This is a genomic window from Paenibacillus sp. JCM 9796 (genome assembly GCF_055379675.1).
Genome location: NZ_AP043723.1, coordinates 4,550,289 through 4,564,182, shown reverse-complemented (window position 1 = coordinate 4,564,182; position 13,894 = coordinate 4,550,289). Strand labels below are relative to the sequence as shown.

At 49.4% G+C, this 13,894-nt stretch carries 14 protein-coding genes; 4 read left to right on the top strand and 10 right to left on the bottom strand.

Annotation, left to right across the window (positions count from 1 at the left end; genetic code table 11):
* Positions 1 to 27 precede the first annotated feature (27 nt).
* The 6 genes from ACZ439_RS22000 to ACZ439_RS21975 all read right to left on the bottom strand — a co-directional run bounded on the left by ACZ439_RS22000 (position 28) and on the right by ACZ439_RS21975 (position 6,788).
* A complete protein-coding gene (locus tag ACZ439_RS22000; RefSeq protein ID WP_054799044.1) occupies positions 28 to 873 on the bottom strand; it encodes a sugar phosphate isomerase/epimerase family protein in 846 nt (281 codons plus the stop codon).
* Positions 874 to 902: 29 nt separating this feature from the next.
* Complete coding sequence (locus ACZ439_RS21995; protein ID WP_372814162.1) at positions 903 to 1,943, bottom strand: zinc-dependent alcohol dehydrogenase family protein; 1,041 nt, start codon at positions 1,941 to 1,943, stop codon at positions 903 to 905.
* Positions 1,944 to 1,970: 27 nt separating this feature from the next.
* A complete protein-coding gene (locus ACZ439_RS21990; protein ID WP_127607472.1) occupies positions 1,971 to 2,822 on the bottom strand; it encodes a carbohydrate ABC transporter permease in 852 nt (283 codons plus the stop codon).
* A 51-nt stretch (positions 2,823 to 2,873) separates the two neighbouring features.
* Entirely contained in the window at positions 2,874 to 3,755 is an 882-nt protein-coding gene (locus ACZ439_RS21985; protein ID WP_141334438.1) for a carbohydrate ABC transporter permease, read from the bottom strand.
* Positions 3,756 to 3,818: 63 nt separating this feature from the next.
* Entirely contained in the window at positions 3,819 to 5,252 is a 1,434-nt protein-coding gene (locus ACZ439_RS21980; protein ID WP_258313408.1) for an ABC transporter substrate-binding protein, read from the bottom strand.
* A 117-nt stretch (positions 5,253 to 5,369) separates the two neighbouring features.
* Positions 5,370 to 6,788, bottom strand: coding sequence for a response regulator transcription factor (locus ACZ439_RS21975; protein WP_464620212.1), 1,419 nt, complete (start codon positions 6,786 to 6,788; stop codon positions 5,370 to 5,372).
* A gap of 81 nt (positions 6,789 to 6,869) precedes the next feature.
* On the opposite strand from ACZ439_RS21975, the gene ACZ439_RS21970 reads away from it, so the two are divergent.
* From ACZ439_RS21970 to ACZ439_RS21960, 3 genes are all read left to right on the top strand, one after another.
* Positions 6,870 to 8,690 carry a cache domain-containing sensor histidine kinase gene (locus tag ACZ439_RS21970; RefSeq protein ID WP_464620211.1) on the top strand — a complete coding sequence of 607 codons (1,821 nt, stop codon included), beginning with the start codon at positions 6,870 to 6,872 and terminating at the stop codon, positions 8,688 to 8,690.
* A 119-nt stretch (positions 8,691 to 8,809) separates the two neighbouring features.
* On the top strand, positions 8,810 to 10,246 hold the full coding sequence (gene pdxR, locus ACZ439_RS21965; RefSeq protein ID WP_464620210.1) for a MocR-like pyridoxine biosynthesis transcription factor PdxR: 1,437 nt from the start codon (positions 8,810 to 8,812) through the stop codon (positions 10,244 to 10,246).
* 112 nt (positions 10,247 to 10,358) lie between these two features.
* Complete coding sequence (locus ACZ439_RS21960) at positions 10,359 to 10,577, top strand: hypothetical protein (protein WP_127607484.1); 219 nt, start codon at positions 10,359 to 10,361, stop codon at positions 10,575 to 10,577.
* A gap of 14 nt (positions 10,578 to 10,591) precedes the next feature.
* On the opposite strand, the gene ACZ439_RS21955 is transcribed toward ACZ439_RS21960, so the two are convergent.
* Entirely contained in the window at positions 10,592 to 10,762 is a 171-nt protein-coding gene (locus ACZ439_RS21955; protein WP_236595842.1) for a hypothetical protein, read from the bottom strand.
* A gap of 57 nt (positions 10,763 to 10,819) precedes the next feature.
* On the opposite strand from ACZ439_RS21955, the gene ACZ439_RS21950 reads away from it, so the two are divergent.
* Positions 10,820 to 11,020, top strand: coding sequence for a hypothetical protein (locus ACZ439_RS21950; protein ID WP_464620209.1), 201 nt, complete (start codon positions 10,820 to 10,822; stop codon positions 11,018 to 11,020).
* A 54-nt stretch (positions 11,021 to 11,074) separates the two neighbouring features.
* Here the strand turns inward: ACZ439_RS21950 and ACZ439_RS21945 are convergent, their stop codons facing one another.
* The 3 genes from ACZ439_RS21945 to ACZ439_RS21935 all read right to left on the bottom strand — a co-directional run bounded on the left by ACZ439_RS21945 (position 11,075) and on the right by ACZ439_RS21935 (position 13,464).
* Positions 11,075 to 11,926: an NAD(P)-dependent oxidoreductase gene (locus ACZ439_RS21945; protein ID WP_464620208.1), complete on the bottom strand. Its 852-nt coding sequence runs from the start codon at positions 11,924 to 11,926 to the stop codon at positions 11,075 to 11,077.
* A gap of 397 nt (positions 11,927 to 12,323) precedes the next feature.
* Entirely contained in the window at positions 12,324 to 12,422 is a 99-nt protein-coding gene (locus ACZ439_RS21940) for a hypothetical protein (RefSeq protein WP_464620207.1), read from the bottom strand.
* Between the two features lie 31 nt (positions 12,423 to 12,453).
* Positions 12,454 to 13,464 carry a LacI family DNA-binding transcriptional regulator gene (locus ACZ439_RS21935; RefSeq protein ID WP_127607490.1) on the bottom strand — a complete coding sequence of 337 codons (1,011 nt, stop codon included), beginning with the start codon at positions 13,462 to 13,464 and terminating at the stop codon, positions 12,454 to 12,456.
* Positions 13,465 to 13,894: the final 430 nt, after the last annotated feature.

Sequence of the window (13,894 nt, the reverse complement as noted above, 5' to 3'; positions counted from 1 at the left end):
ATGAACGGTAACCTGTCGAAACTTCAATTAGCTCCAGTTAAGCTCGGTCATCTTCTTCCTTACATATTCAATCGAGGTCGCGGCATACCAATCGGGGTCGGCTGCCCGCGTATGAAATCCGACTTCCATTGACAAATAGCCCTGATAATCGATTTCTTTAAGCGCACGCAGCACGGCGTCAAAATTGCAGCTCCCTTGTCCGGGCGGCAGACGGTCGGCATCGGAAATATGAATGTGGTGGAGCTTATCCTTCATGCGGTACACATAATCGCTCGGCACTTCATTACGGTAGATCGCATGATACGTATCAAACATCACCTTCACGTTGTCTTCCCCGGATTGCTCCGCCAGCTGCAGCGCGTCGTCGGCCGTTTCGATCAAGTTGCTGTCCGCCGAAGTAGGCTCTACCACCATCGTTATCCCGAGTTCTTTCGCATATTTGGCGCAATCCGTCAAGCCTTCCAGACTATAATTCCAAGCATCCTTCTGCGGCGTTCCGAAAACAGCCCAGCCCGCTACCCAAATCACGGTCGGGCATTCCCATTCGTGGGCAAGGCGGATCACATCCTTGTAATGCCTGACGGTAAACGCCCTCTCCTCCGCCGTAGGCGAGCTCGGGTTCATCCCCGGACCGCCGCCAGGCGCAGGCAGCATGGCAGAAACGTTCAAGCTATGCGATTTCAACAGCGCCTTAACCTCGCTTCTCCGTTCCTTGGATAAATAATCGGGCCAAGCATGCGGACTGGCGCAGCCGATTTCAATGCCGTCATATCCCATACCGGATAATCGCTTCACGACCTCCTCGAGCGGATACGACGGAAGCCAACTCGGAAAAGAACTGTACACCCACGTATTAAACGATATGCCTTTCATTGCCTGCACCTCCAAGAGTAATCGGAATATTACCAAACAAAGACGGCTTTTTCCGTTTTTCTTTCATCAAACATTTGAAATGCCAGCTCCGCTTGTTCCAGCGGGAATTTATGGGTAACTAATTTTTCGACATCAACGTTCTTTCTGACGATGAACTCGCAAATTTCTTCAAATTCCTGGATCGGGAAATACCACGAGCCCATCACCGTAATTTGCTTGCGAATCAACTGCTCGCTTGGCCGGATGGTGGATTCCCGGCATTCGCCTACGAACGCAACCCGTCCATGAGGTCTCACGCAATCCAAGGCTTGATTCTCGGCGATGGTGCTGCCCGAGCAATCGATAGCGGCATCGGCTCCCCGATTCCCGGTCAATTCCCGGATTCTGCTTACGACATCCTCGGTTTTCCCGTTAATCGTAAAGTCGGCCCCCAATTCCTCTTTAGCCAGCTTCAATCGCTCCTCGATCATATCGACGGCGATCACCGTCGCTCCCAGCGCCTTGGCGACCAGAATGCCCGCCCCGCCCATCGGTCCCAATCCGAATACGACCAGCGTGTCTTTGCCTGATATGTGAAGGCGCTTCTGCGCATGATAAAGCGTTCCGACCGCATCGGTAGATACCGCTGCCGCCACGTAACTCATGGAATCAGGAATTTTCATGCAATTTTTCTCAGGCACCACCATGTACTCGGCATCGCCGCCGTGAACATCGAAACCGACGCATTTCCATGAGGTGCAGAACATCATGTACCCGCTCTTGCAATGCACGCACTCTCCGCAGCCCAGCGCAAGGTAAACGGCAACGCGATCCCCTTCGCGAATCGAAGCGACGCCCTCTCCGGTCTGAACGACCAGACCCGCCGGCTCATGTCCCGGAATGATGGTTCTCGTCGCCGCCGCATCTCCCCCTACCACGGGATTGCCGTAATAGATGCTCATATCGCTGCGACAAATGGCGGAGGCTTTCATCTGGATCAAGACTTCATTCGGACCCGGTATCGGCACGGGAAACTCCTGGATTTGAACTTGCTTCTGGCCTGGGAATACGACACCCTTCATCGTGTCCATCCTATAATCCTCCATTCGAAAAAATAATTATTTAACAGAGCCCATCGTCAATCCTTTGATCATGTGATTTCTCACCAGAATGGCGAAGATGAGCACAGGGGTTGTCATAATGGTGGAGGCTGCCGTCAGCTCGCCCCATTTTACGCCGTACATCGTAATGAACTGATTCGCGATAACCGGCGCGGTCACCACATCGTTCCTGGACAGCACCAGGGCAAACATAAATTCATTCCAGCTGAACATCAGACAGATGATCGCGGTTGCCGCTAAGCCCGGAGCGATCAAAGGCAGAATAATCTTGTAAAAGGCCGTCATTCTCGAGCATCCGTCCACCGTCGCGGCTTCTTCCAAATCGATGGGGATATCGTCGAAAAAGCCTTTGAGCATCCAAACGACGAACGATAAATTAAAAGCGGTGTAAGGAATGATCAAAGCGGCATACGTATCGATCAGATCGAGCCAGCTCATCATCATAAAAACCGGAACAAGTGTGGCGGCCGGAGGAAACATCCGGGTCGACAAAATCCAAATCGCGATGTCCTTCCCTCGCTTCAGCCTGAAACGGGATAAAGAGTAAGAGGCGAGCGCGCCGAATGCGACGGAAAGAACCGTGGACACGATGGAAACGAATGCGCTGTTCCACAGCAAACTTGTAAACTCGCTTGAAGACCCTTTATTCGCGAACAGGGCGGTGTAGTTTTCAAAGGTTGGGACAAACACCCAGATGGGCGGCAGCGCCTGTGCATCCCACGACGTTTTGAGCGAAGTGAGCACCATCCATAACACAGGAAAGATGGAAATCACGAGAATGACGTACGTTAACAGATCGAGAAACCGGTTCAGGACCAACCGTTTCGAATTAGAGGGTGATATTCCCATATGTTTCAACCCCAGTACGTAAATGTTCGGTAATCAATCTTGATCCTCAGCTCATTTCGAAGTTTCTCTATAAAGAAAACGGATAAATTGCGACGTAATAACGATAACAAGAATCAGGAATAACCAGGAGATCGCAGAGGCATAACCCGTTTCCCAAAATTTAAATGCCACCCGGTACACGCGCAAGCTCAGCAGCTCCGTGCTTAAACCGGGGCCTCCGTTCGTAAGCGTCCAAACGACATCGAACGATTTAAAAGCATCGATCATCCGAATCAAGAGAACGACTAAAATAACCGGTCTTAGCTGCGGCAAAGTAACATGCCAAAACAATTGCAGCGGCGAGGCGCCGTCCATCCAAGCGGCTTCCACAGGATCATCGGGCAAGGACTGCAAGCCCGCCAATAAGGAAAGCACCATGAAGGGCGTCCATTGCCAGATGTCGACCAAGACGACAACGGGCATCGCCAGCGCATGGTCGCCGAGCCAATTGGGACCGGTGATCCCGAACCAGGCGGATAAATAATAATTGAAGATCCCGAAATCGGTGTTGAACAACCACCTCCACATCAATCCCACCGCGACCGGCGTAGCCATCATAGGCAGCAGCAGCAGCATGCGGATCACAGAGATGCCTTTCATCTTCCGATTCAGAAGTAAAGCGATTAGAATACCAAGAATAAATTCAAAAAAAACGGCACAGCCCACATAAATGACCGTATTTAGAAAAGAAATTTGGACATCCTTATCCGTTAAGGCCCGAACGAAATTGTCCAATCCGACAAAGCTCCAACGTTCCGGCTCCGTCGCTTTGTAATTGGTCAGACTGGTGAGCAAAGAAAAAATAAAGGGAACGATGGTCATCGAGATGAGAACGAGCATCGTCGGCACAAATAATAAATACTTCAACCTGCCCGATTCCTGATTTTTAATCATGGGGTTCACTCCGTTTAATGCAGGCGCTTGAGCATGAGCTTTCAAGCGCCTGCCTTATTTAGCTCAATATCCCGCTTGCTTCATCAGCGTTTCAACTTGCTTGGCGCCTTCATTCAGCGCGGTCTTCGCGTCTTTCTTGCCCGATAAATAATCGTTCACGACGATTTGAACCGCTTCGGACACTTGATCGTAATTCGTAATCCGCGGTCTGCCTACGCCTACGCTTAAGGAGGACCCGAGAACCTGATAATATTCCTTCAATAAGGGATCGGATAACGATTTGGCTGCATCGTAAGCGGATTTACGAGTCACATGCTGATTAAATTTCAAATATCCTTTCTGCACTTCAGGGCTTGTCAAATATTCGGCGAGCTCATAAGACGCTTGTTTGTTTTTGGAGTATTTGCTGATTCCGACGCCCCAAGAGCCAAAGTGCGGGCCTCTTACCACGTTGCCGCCGTTGTCCACGCCCGGGAACACGAAGTAACCGGTTTCGCCGCCCTTGACCTTCGGATCGAGCTTCATATCGTGGTAGTTCATCCCCATGGCAACCTGTCCGGAACCGAACACCGTAGCGACTTCGTCCCATGTGTAGGTGAGCACGCCGGGAGGCGTTACTTTATGCTGATTGATCCAGCTTCCGTAGGTCTCGAGTGCTTTCACGCCTTTTTCGTCATTAAAGACGGGCTTCAGGTTCGCATCAAAGATGCTTCCGCCGAAATCGCTCAGGAACGACTTGAAATCCACAAAATTCGCTTCGTGCTTTTTCCCCATCAACGTCGTCCCGTACAAATCGATTTTTCCGTCGTTATTCGTGTCCCGTGTGAAAAATTTGGCGATGTCCAGGTACTCGTCCAGCGTTTGCGGAACCGCAAGCTCCCGGTTATACTGCTTTTTGAATGCTTCCATGTTTTTCGGATCTTTGAAGAGATCTTTACGATAGCTTACCGTCAGCACGTTCGATTGGATCGGAAGGCTCCAAATATCGAATCCCGATGAGACGATTTGATCCAGATTGATCTCGTTCATCTGAGGCGGATTCAGCTGAGGGGCATCTTTCTTAAACACGGAGGTATCCATGAACGCCTTGGCAATAAAATCGTTCAGCTGCAAGCTTTCCGGCTTTGCCGCTTTAATATAAGTCGTCATCGGCTCCAAATGCTGAATAATTTTTGGAACCCACGGCGTATCGATGGCAATCAGATCGTAATGGTCGCTTTTTTGAGCAAGCTCGGAGAATACTTTTTCCTGCAGATTGTTATACGGGAACGTATTGACCTCGATCTTGATTCCCGTCTGCTGTTCGTATTTTTTGGCCGCATCGATGATGGCTTCAGACCCGGCTTCAACGGTAGCGTACAGCACTTTAAGCGCTTTCGGTTTTTCATTGGCGGATGTGTTCGTTTCCTGAGCCGTTGGGGAATCATTTTTCGAGCATCCTGTGAAAAGAACAAGTGCCGAAAGTGAAACAAGCATCAAATGTTTTACTTTTTTCATGAACCCTTACCCCTTTTTTTTGAATAGTTAGCGACGCCTTTTATTCAATTATAGGGAGATCGATTTATCGAAAACAGGAGAATAATTTAGCGCAAAGGGGCGAACTTTTTAACCTCCTCAGGAATCCGCCTCATCGCCCGCAGCTCCGATGCCGTTGCGCCTGCGATATTCGGACGGCGTACAGCCGAATTCTTTCTTGAACAAGGTCCGGAAATACCGGTAATCGACATATCCGACTTCTTCGGAAATTTCATTGATCTTTTTGTCGGTTTTGAGCAATAGGGATTGGGCATGCTGCAGCCGGCTTCGTACCAGGTACCGGACGAAATTCATACCGGTCTGCTGCTTGAATATACGGCTTAACGTAACCGGATGCACCCCAACGACGTCGGCGATGGACTCCAGACTCAAGTTCGGGTCTCTTGACGTATCTACCATATGCAGCGCTTGGTCAAACCAGCTTAACCCAGATTGATGCTCCAGATGCATCAGCGCGCGAACGCCATCCAAAACAAACTTCCGGATCCTGCTTTTCAGCTCGTCCCACGTTTTGTGTTTGGCTACCCATTGTGACCAATAGTGCAGCTTCTCGTCTTCAATCACGATCATATCGCTCTTGCTGAGACCTTCGTCGAGCAGCGCCATCAGATTAACGCATTCTTTCTTGAGCTGATTTAAATCCAAATCAAGCAATGTATTCAGCCAAGCCTCCAGCGCCGTTTCTAAATTCGGGTAATGGCCTTCCTTGGCAAACGATAATATTTTTTGCCGGAGCCCGGCAGCTTGTTTGCCCGCATCCTTCCGGTCCTTTCTCCGGGTCTCCGGCGACGGCTGCGAAGCACCAAAAAACCTGCGGCTTTCCCAGGCTTCGATGGCGTTTTGCACGACCGGCAAAAAGTCGCGCTTGGCTTGAAACCGGTGCTCTCCCGGAACGGAGGAAGCGCTCACGACGATTCCGCCGTAATCGTGATTGACGGAATAGGCGATCAGGATACGCTCCGGCGATCGTTCCCAGCGCTTTAACAGCTCCCCGGTATCCCCGAGATGAATGTCCTTGGCCTCCCGTTCGTCAAACCATAGGCTCGTGTTCAAGCAGCGCAAATCATGAATAAAGAGATAAAGGCTGGATAAGTGACCCAGGTATAGGTCAAACTCCTTCAGAAACGCCGCTTCCATCTCCTGCTTCACCTTGGTCACGACATCGCGGAGCTGGTCGCGGTCCGCCGGCTTCAGCAAATAATCCGTAGCCCCCAGCTGAAGCGCCCTCCGGGCATAGTCAAAATCGTCATATCCCGATAAAATAACTACTCGAATGTGCGCTTTCTCTTGTTTCAACGCACGCAAAATGTCCAAACCGTCCATCTCCGGCATCCGAATATCCAAAAAGACGAGATCCGGTTGTACGACAAGAATTTGTTCCAACGCTTGCCGCCCGAACTCTACGTCAAAGATTTGAGCAGCCGGGTAAACCGTTTTCAACTTATGTATGATGCTTAATCGCACTTCCTTCTCATCATCGGCCACGCAGATCTTCATACCGGCTCATCTCCTTGCAAGGAATCACAACATTCACGCAGAATAATAGTATAACGAATCGTTTCAAAGGGGAAGATGACCATGCCGCCGTTTTTCCAGTCCCTTAAACATAAGGTGGACCATCTATCGCTGAAATACAAACTTTTTTTACTGTTAGTGGCGTTATCCGTTATCCCGATTATTCTGGTCAGCTACAGCTCCCAATACTTCATGTTTCGTTCCAGCACCAAATATTCGGCGTCTATCTCTTCCCAGTACGTGGAGTTTGTGTCCAAGGATATTACGAACTATTTGCAGGATCTGAACCAATCGTTCGATACGCTGTTTACGAATTTCCAATTTCAAAAATTTTTGACGACGCCGGATGACGATCTGGCTGCTCAAGCCAACCTCATCATCGACTTTCGGCCGATTCTGAAAAACTCCCTGCAATTTCGCAATGAAATTGTCGGCGTTCTATATCTCGATCAGCTTGGCAAAGTCTACTTCGATTCTTATCAAAAAGCTCTGAACTACAGGTACTCCTTCCGGGACGACCCGATCTACGGCACGGTTTTCAGCACGACCAAGCCGGAGCTTACCCTGCCTCATGCCATGGATTATATTCTTCTCGGCACGCACGAGAACGTCTTTTCTTTTGTCAGACCGATCATCAACCTGAATACGGGGGATATTCGATCCTGGTTCATCGTGGAGCTCAGGGAAGACAAAATCAAAAGCATGCTGACCGATGCCAGCCCCGAACAGGAAGGACAGCTTCTGTTGTATCACGCCGGGAGCATTACGCCCGTTTCCAACACCCCCATTGATGCAGCCTTGCTTCAAGACTTCCGTAAGGCGCTGGAGAAGGACGCGCGGACAAGCAAAGAATTTCTGTTCACCTCGGACGGTGTGACGTATGAAGCGACCTATGCGAACATTCCCTACGGGGATTGGAAGCTGGTATGGATGGCTCCGTTAAGCGGGATCACCAAAGGCGTCCAGCAATCGTTTGTTCTGACGTTAATCATTGCTTTCGTCAGTCTCGCGATTGCGATCGTGATCGCGTTTCCTGTCATGAATATGGTGCTTTGGCCTTTATACAAGCTCAAGCAAGGGATGCAGAGTTTGGGACGGGGAACGTATGTCCCGATCAAGATGCAGACCGTTAACGACGAGATCGGTTTTTTGGTGCGAAGCTATAACCGCATGCTGGATGAATTGCAGCAGATGGAGCAGGAGGTGTTTCAGTCCAAATTAAAGGAAAAGGAACGGGAACTCCTGCAGCTTCAAGCCCAAATTAACCCTCACTTTCTATTCAATACACTCGAAACGATCGAATCCTACGCAGTCCGAAATCATGGCGACGCGGTCGGCGAGATGGTTCAATCCGTTTCCAAGATGATGAGGTTTTCCGTACGAAACGATGGCGGCTGGGCTCCCTTGAAAGAAGAGATGGCCTATATCCGAAATTTTATGAGAATTCATTACTATCGCAACGGGCTGGACGTCAATGCACATTTCGAGCTGGACCCGGAAGCCTTGGAAATCCCCATTATGAAGCTAAGCATACAGCCCTTCGTCGAAAACGCAATCAAATACGGGTGGAGCCCTTCCATGAACGCGGAAGAGTTCTTATTGACCGTGGAGGCGAAGGTGGAGAAGGAACATCTGCGTATTTCGATCCGCAACACGGGCGCGGGCATACCTGCGGATATCATGTCCAAGCTATCGGAGCTTATGGCCTCCAAAGGGGAACGGATCGATCCTTATTTCCAAAGGCATACGGGCATTTATAATGTTTATCGCCGTTTCCTGCTGGCTTACGGGGACTCGATCCCCTTTCATATCGAATCCACCCCGGGGCAGGGAACGCTGGTTGAGATTGCGGTTCCATGCAACACGCCTCGAACCGGAAAATAGAAGTCTTTGTGACAGAACGGCCAAATCATTGAAGCCCGCTTCATATGGATCATATAATAGGGAGAGGTTGCCCGGCGAGGCAATCCTGATAAATTTCACATAAATGGGTGATACTAACATTGTGGAAGCCTGACCGTAGGAGCAAAAAACCTCTCTACCAGCAAATTGCCGATGATATGGAACGAAGAATCCTATACGGCGAATACCCGCCGGGGAGCTTTCTTCCGTCAGAGCGAAAGCTTGCGGAGCAAATAGAAGTAAACAGAAGCACTGTCGTACAGGCGTACGAAGAGCTGCGTGCCAAAGGGATTGTCGAGAGCAGTTCGGGAAGCGGCACCAGGGTGAGCAAGCGGCTATTGGGGGTAACGCCGAGTTTAACCCCGAATTGGAGAGCGTACGCCCGGGGCGGGACGTTCGCGCCCAACCTGCCTATGATTCGTCGGATCCGGGAAGTTTTGCGGGAGCGGGGATCGATCATCGACTTTGCAAGCGGAGAGCTGTCGCCCGATTTATATCCCAATCAGGCCATCCAGCAGCTGTTAAGAGAAGCTCCGTTCGAGGCGCCTTTAGGTTACGACGACCCTCAAGGCTTTCTTCCGTTGCGGGAAACGCTGGTCTCTTTTCTTGACAAACAATTGAATATTCGTACCACAGAGTCTTCGATTCTGATTACTTCCGGATCGCAGCAGTCCCTTTATTTGATTACACAGTGTTTATTAGCCCCCGGTGACGCTGTCGCGATCGAGGATCCTTCTTACAGCTATTCCCTTCCGATGTTTCAATCCGCGGGACTCCGGCTGTTCCGTTTACCTGTGCATGAGAACGGGATTGATCCTGAGGAAATCGAAAGTCTGTTCCGGCAGCATCGTATCCGCATGATCTTTCTGAATCCGAATTATCAGAACCCGACCGGCAGCATTCTGGCCGCCTCCAAACGTCCGCGATTATTGAAGCTCGCCGCAGAGCTCGGCATTCCTATCGTGGAGGACGACCCGTTCAGCTTGACATCATTCGATAACCGTCCGCCGGCTAATTTGAAATCCATCGATGCGCATGGTTCCGTGCTGTATGTCGGATCTCTTTCCAAAATTGCCGCATCCGGACTTCGAGTCGGTTGGCTGATCGCGCCGCAATCCGTCGTCAAGCGTCTGGCCGATGCAAGACAGCAGATGGACTTCGGACTTAGCGTCGTTCCGCAATGGCTGGCCAATGAGTTTCTAAGATCGGGTCTATTCGACCGGCACATCCGGTTCTTGCGGGATGCGTTATCCCGGAAGCAGCTGCACCTGATGACGGCCCTGAACCGAATGCTAGCCGACAAGTTTAGCTGTATTCCGGCTCAAGGCGGTTTGAATTCATGGCTGAAACTCAATCAGCCTGTCGATGATTCCAAGCTTCTGGAAGAGTCCTTGAAAAGAGGCGTCGTGTTCATGCCGGGAACGGTATTCGGTTCTGAACCGGGATACGTTCGATTCAGCTTTGCAAGGCCTGCCGATCATGAATTGGAGTCCGGCATTCAGAAATTCGCCCAAGCATTGCATGCGCTGAACGATTAAGGGGAACCGGCTGGATTGGATGGGTTAAAAGACGGCAAAATGGATGGTTACTTGCCGACAAAATGTTGATATATTGTCTACTTGAAGAAGATCATCAGATGAGGTGACCCTAATGCCGCTGATTGCTTACTATATTATTTTTGCTACGATCATGTTGGTTGCTGTAATCTCAACCATTCTCGTCGGCATTTCCAAAAAAAACAAAGAGGGCAACCCCCAATACGATACCAAAACGAAAGGCAACTGGTCCCGACTATCCTGGATCTACATTTTTTTTATCGTCTTAGGTTACGTTGCCTTGATTCTGTATATCGTTAACACAAATTCGTAATACGGCGCTGCACCTCAGGTACCGCCGTACTCCGCTTCCCAGGCGCGGTCAGCTTCTAACTGCCCCCGGTATACCCAGCCGGATAAGAATACGCTGATTTCGTAAAGCAGCAGCAGCGGAATCGCGACCAGAATGTCGGAAATAAAGTCCGGGGGCGTGACCACGGTTGCCGTGACAATGAGCACAAAGTAGGCGAGTTTGCGGATTTTCCTTATACTTGATGCAGAAGCACCGGAAGGGTCATGATGAAGGCGATCATTTTAAGCGTTTACAATATTGCGGGGAAGCACAACGTTTTTGGGATTCCCGTCCACAAACGCCTGTATATTGTCAACGGCCAAATCCAAAAGACGGCTGCGCGCTTCCTTGGTAGCCCAGGCAATATGAGGCGTGATGATACAATTTTTGGCCTGCAGCAGCGGATTCGGATCCTCAGCGTATAGCCATCCAACACACACATGTTCACGGATTTCCGCTCCATTCATCCTATTTCATTTCTATTTGCGGATAAGCTTGCTTACCGCAGCGAAATCCTGGTCTCCGTCCGTTAAAGCCGCCATTTCGTAGAGCTGGTAAGCCAGGGTGGAAAGCGGCAATGAGATTCCTTCGCCTTCCTTGATCGCAATACCGACGTCTTTTTTCATTAGATTTAACCGAAATCCCGGATCAAACTGGCCGTCCGCCACGGCTTTCAGTTTGTTGGCAAAAATCCAGGAGCCGCCGGAGCTCTTTCCGACAACCTCGTTCAGCATATTCAAATCCACTTCCAAACTTTCGGCAATTGCAAGCGCTTCCGAAGAAGCAAGCATATGAACAGCTGCCAGCAGTTGATTGATGGCTTTAACCGCTTTTCCCGCACCGTAAGAGCCGACGAGGAAAAAGTTTTTGCCCATCGCTTCCATGACCGGCTTCGCTTCCTCGACATCTTCTTGCTTGCCGCCGATCATGAGGGTAAGCGTCCCTTGCTCGGCGCCGGTCGTCCCTCCGCTGACCGGAGCGTCCAGAACGCGAATTCCTTTGTCCATATAGGCTTTTGCAACTTTTTTCATCATTTGGGGAGAGCCGGATGTCATTTCCAGCAGCAAAGCTCCGGGCTTCGCCGATTCAAGAACCGATTCCTCCAGCAAAACGGATTCCATTTCTTTATCTGAAGGCAGTATACTGATGATCATATCGCAAGCTTGAACGGCATCCGCCGTATGCTCATGCACCGTCGCGCCCATACCGGCAAGCTCCTCCACCGGCAGCGGGTTTCTATGCTTGATAATATGCAGGCCGTGTTCAGCCTTAATCAGACGTTTGGCCATCGGCAGCCCCATAGCGCCTAACCCGATAAAAGCGATTTCCATTCATATCTCCTCCTACAGAACGGTGTGATCGAGTTCCCAACCCAATTGCTCATACAGTTTTCGGCGTTCGAAAATCGTGCTGCACCGTGCCTTAATGATGCATCATGTTCCCATCCATCCCGTCGCGAACATCTGCCACCCGCAAATCCTTACACAATTCCAAGATCTTCTCTCTGTCGTCCATGTGTAAACATCCCTTCAATTTTAGTGGTTGTAGATTCAGGATATGTAAATGACCATGGGGCCGAGTTACCTGACATTGTCCGCAGCTTCTTGTTTACCGTTTTAGTAAATCGTTTTCCTCACTTTATTCTATATGCTCCGGCGGCATGTGTCAACCAAAAGTCCGTTCATTTCTATCCGGGCTGCGGTCTCCGACTCGCCTCTTGTTAAGCGCTTACATTTTACTCGAAAACGTTCGCCCGGACACTGGTTCTCCGCTAAGCCTTAATATTTTGACCCTTTCCGGGGAAGCTCCTTTTTGCGGCCCAAACACGCAGGAAACACCGTTCGGGCCAATTAAAGGATTAATGCGAGCCGCAGGAATGTCTTACAATCAATTCAGGCTCCAATACAACGGTTTTTGGCCTTTTTTTGGTTTTGGAAGTTATTTTCTTAATCATATTTTTCGCTGCGATAGCTCCCATTTCATAAGCCGGCTGTTTGATCGTCGTAAGCGGAGGGTTGAGGTGCTTCGCCCAGACCGTTTCATCGTAGCCAATGAGCGCAACATCGTCGGGCACCTTGATATTCAGCTCCTTGAACCCTTCCAATATTTCCAGAGTCATCATGCTGCTTGTGGAAAAAACAGCATCCGCGGCCGATGAGGATTTAAAATACTCGATGACCGCTTCCTTCACCCGGCCGACTTCATTCTTCACTTCAATCACTCGATCATGAACGGCGATCCCATGCTCGGACAAGGCTTCCTTAAAGCCTGTAACCCGATCCTGCCATGTACTGACGCCATGCGGCTGATAGACGAAAGTGACGATGTTTCTTTTGCCCAATTGAACAAAATGATCTACAGCCATTCTTGCTCCGTTAATGTTGTTGACGACAACGCTATCTACGACGTCAATACCTTCGATTCTGCGGTTTATAAAAGTAAGAGGATATTTGTTGTTGGCCATTTCCTCAAATAAAGCCTTGTTATTGGCTGTCGGGTTGACGATAATCCCGTCAACCTGCCGCATCCGAAAGCCTTCGATCAATTCCGCTTCTCTATATGAATCTTCATTTGAATTGCATATCATGAGACTGTATCCGGACAAACGACAGGTATCCTCTACCCCTTCCAATACCTTGGCCCAGAAAGGGTTGTTCAAATTCGACAATACAATGCCAATGATGTTCGTCCTCATTTGCTTCAATCCCCGGGCCATCGGATTCGGATGATAGTTCAGCTCACGAATGATTTTTTGAACTCTTTCCTTGGTTTCTTCCGTAGTCTGGGAGTAATTGCCGTTCAGTATCCGGGATACAGTCGTTTTGGAAACACCGGCCTGCTTGGCCACATCATCAATAGTGATTCTCAACGTGCACTCCTCATTTCGAGCAAATAGTAAAGAAAACGATTTAGTGTATCGTTTCCTGAACCTAATATATCAGAATTCCGAATAACCAGTCAATTAATCAGTGAATTATATTATATTTGCTATATTATATATATTTTACTTCTTGTTTCTTTCTATTACTCCATAATTCTGGTCAATTTGATGCCCGAAATCATGAAATTCTACCCGCTTCAGCGACGGCAACGGGCAACATCCACCGCAATGACGGCAATCCTTTTACAATTTCCTGTACAAAAGGATGCACACCCACAATATTCATCCCGTTGGACAATACTTTAGTTAACAGGACCCTGTCTTTCCTATCATGATTTCCTTTAGTTAATTATGATAAAGAAGTGCGGGAAGAGAGAAAAATCAGAGCGCTGATGGAAAAAGATACTATCAAATTATT

Excerpts from the sequence above, each read along its gene's own strand:
- ACZ439_RS22000 (WP_054799044.1), bottom strand. The coding sequence starts at position 873 with ATGAAAGGCATATCGTTTAATACGTGGGTGTACAGTTCTTTTCCGAGT.
- ACZ439_RS21995 (WP_372814162.1), bottom strand. The coding sequence starts at position 1,943 with ATGGACACGATGAAGGGTGTCGTATTCCCAGGCCAGAAGCAAGTTCAA.
- ACZ439_RS21990 (WP_127607472.1), bottom strand. The coding sequence starts at position 2,822 with ATGGGAATATCACCCTCTAATTCGAAACGGTTGGTCCTGAACCGGTTT.
- ACZ439_RS21985 (WP_141334438.1), bottom strand. The coding sequence starts at position 3,755 with ATGATTAAAAATCAGGAATCGGGCAGGTTGAAGTATTTATTATTTGTG.
- ACZ439_RS21980 (WP_258313408.1), bottom strand. The coding sequence starts at position 5,252 with ATGAAAAAAGTAAAACATTTGATGCTTGTTTCACTTTCGGCACTTGTT.
- ACZ439_RS21975 (WP_464620212.1), bottom strand. The coding sequence starts at position 6,788 with ATGAAGATCTGCGTGGCCGATGATGAGAAGGAAGTGCGATTAAGCATC.
- ACZ439_RS21970 (WP_464620211.1), top strand. The coding sequence starts at position 6,870 with ATGCCGCCGTTTTTCCAGTCCCTTAAACATAAGGTGGACCATCTATCG.
- ACZ439_RS21960 (WP_127607484.1), top strand. The coding sequence starts at position 10,359 with ATGCCGCTGATTGCTTACTATATTATTTTTGCTACGATCATGTTGGTT.
- ACZ439_RS21950 (WP_464620209.1), top strand. The coding sequence starts at position 10,820 with ATGATGAAGGCGATCATTTTAAGCGTTTACAATATTGCGGGGAAGCAC.
- ACZ439_RS21945 (WP_464620208.1), bottom strand. The coding sequence starts at position 11,926 with ATGGAAATCGCTTTTATCGGGTTAGGCGCTATGGGGCTGCCGATGGCC.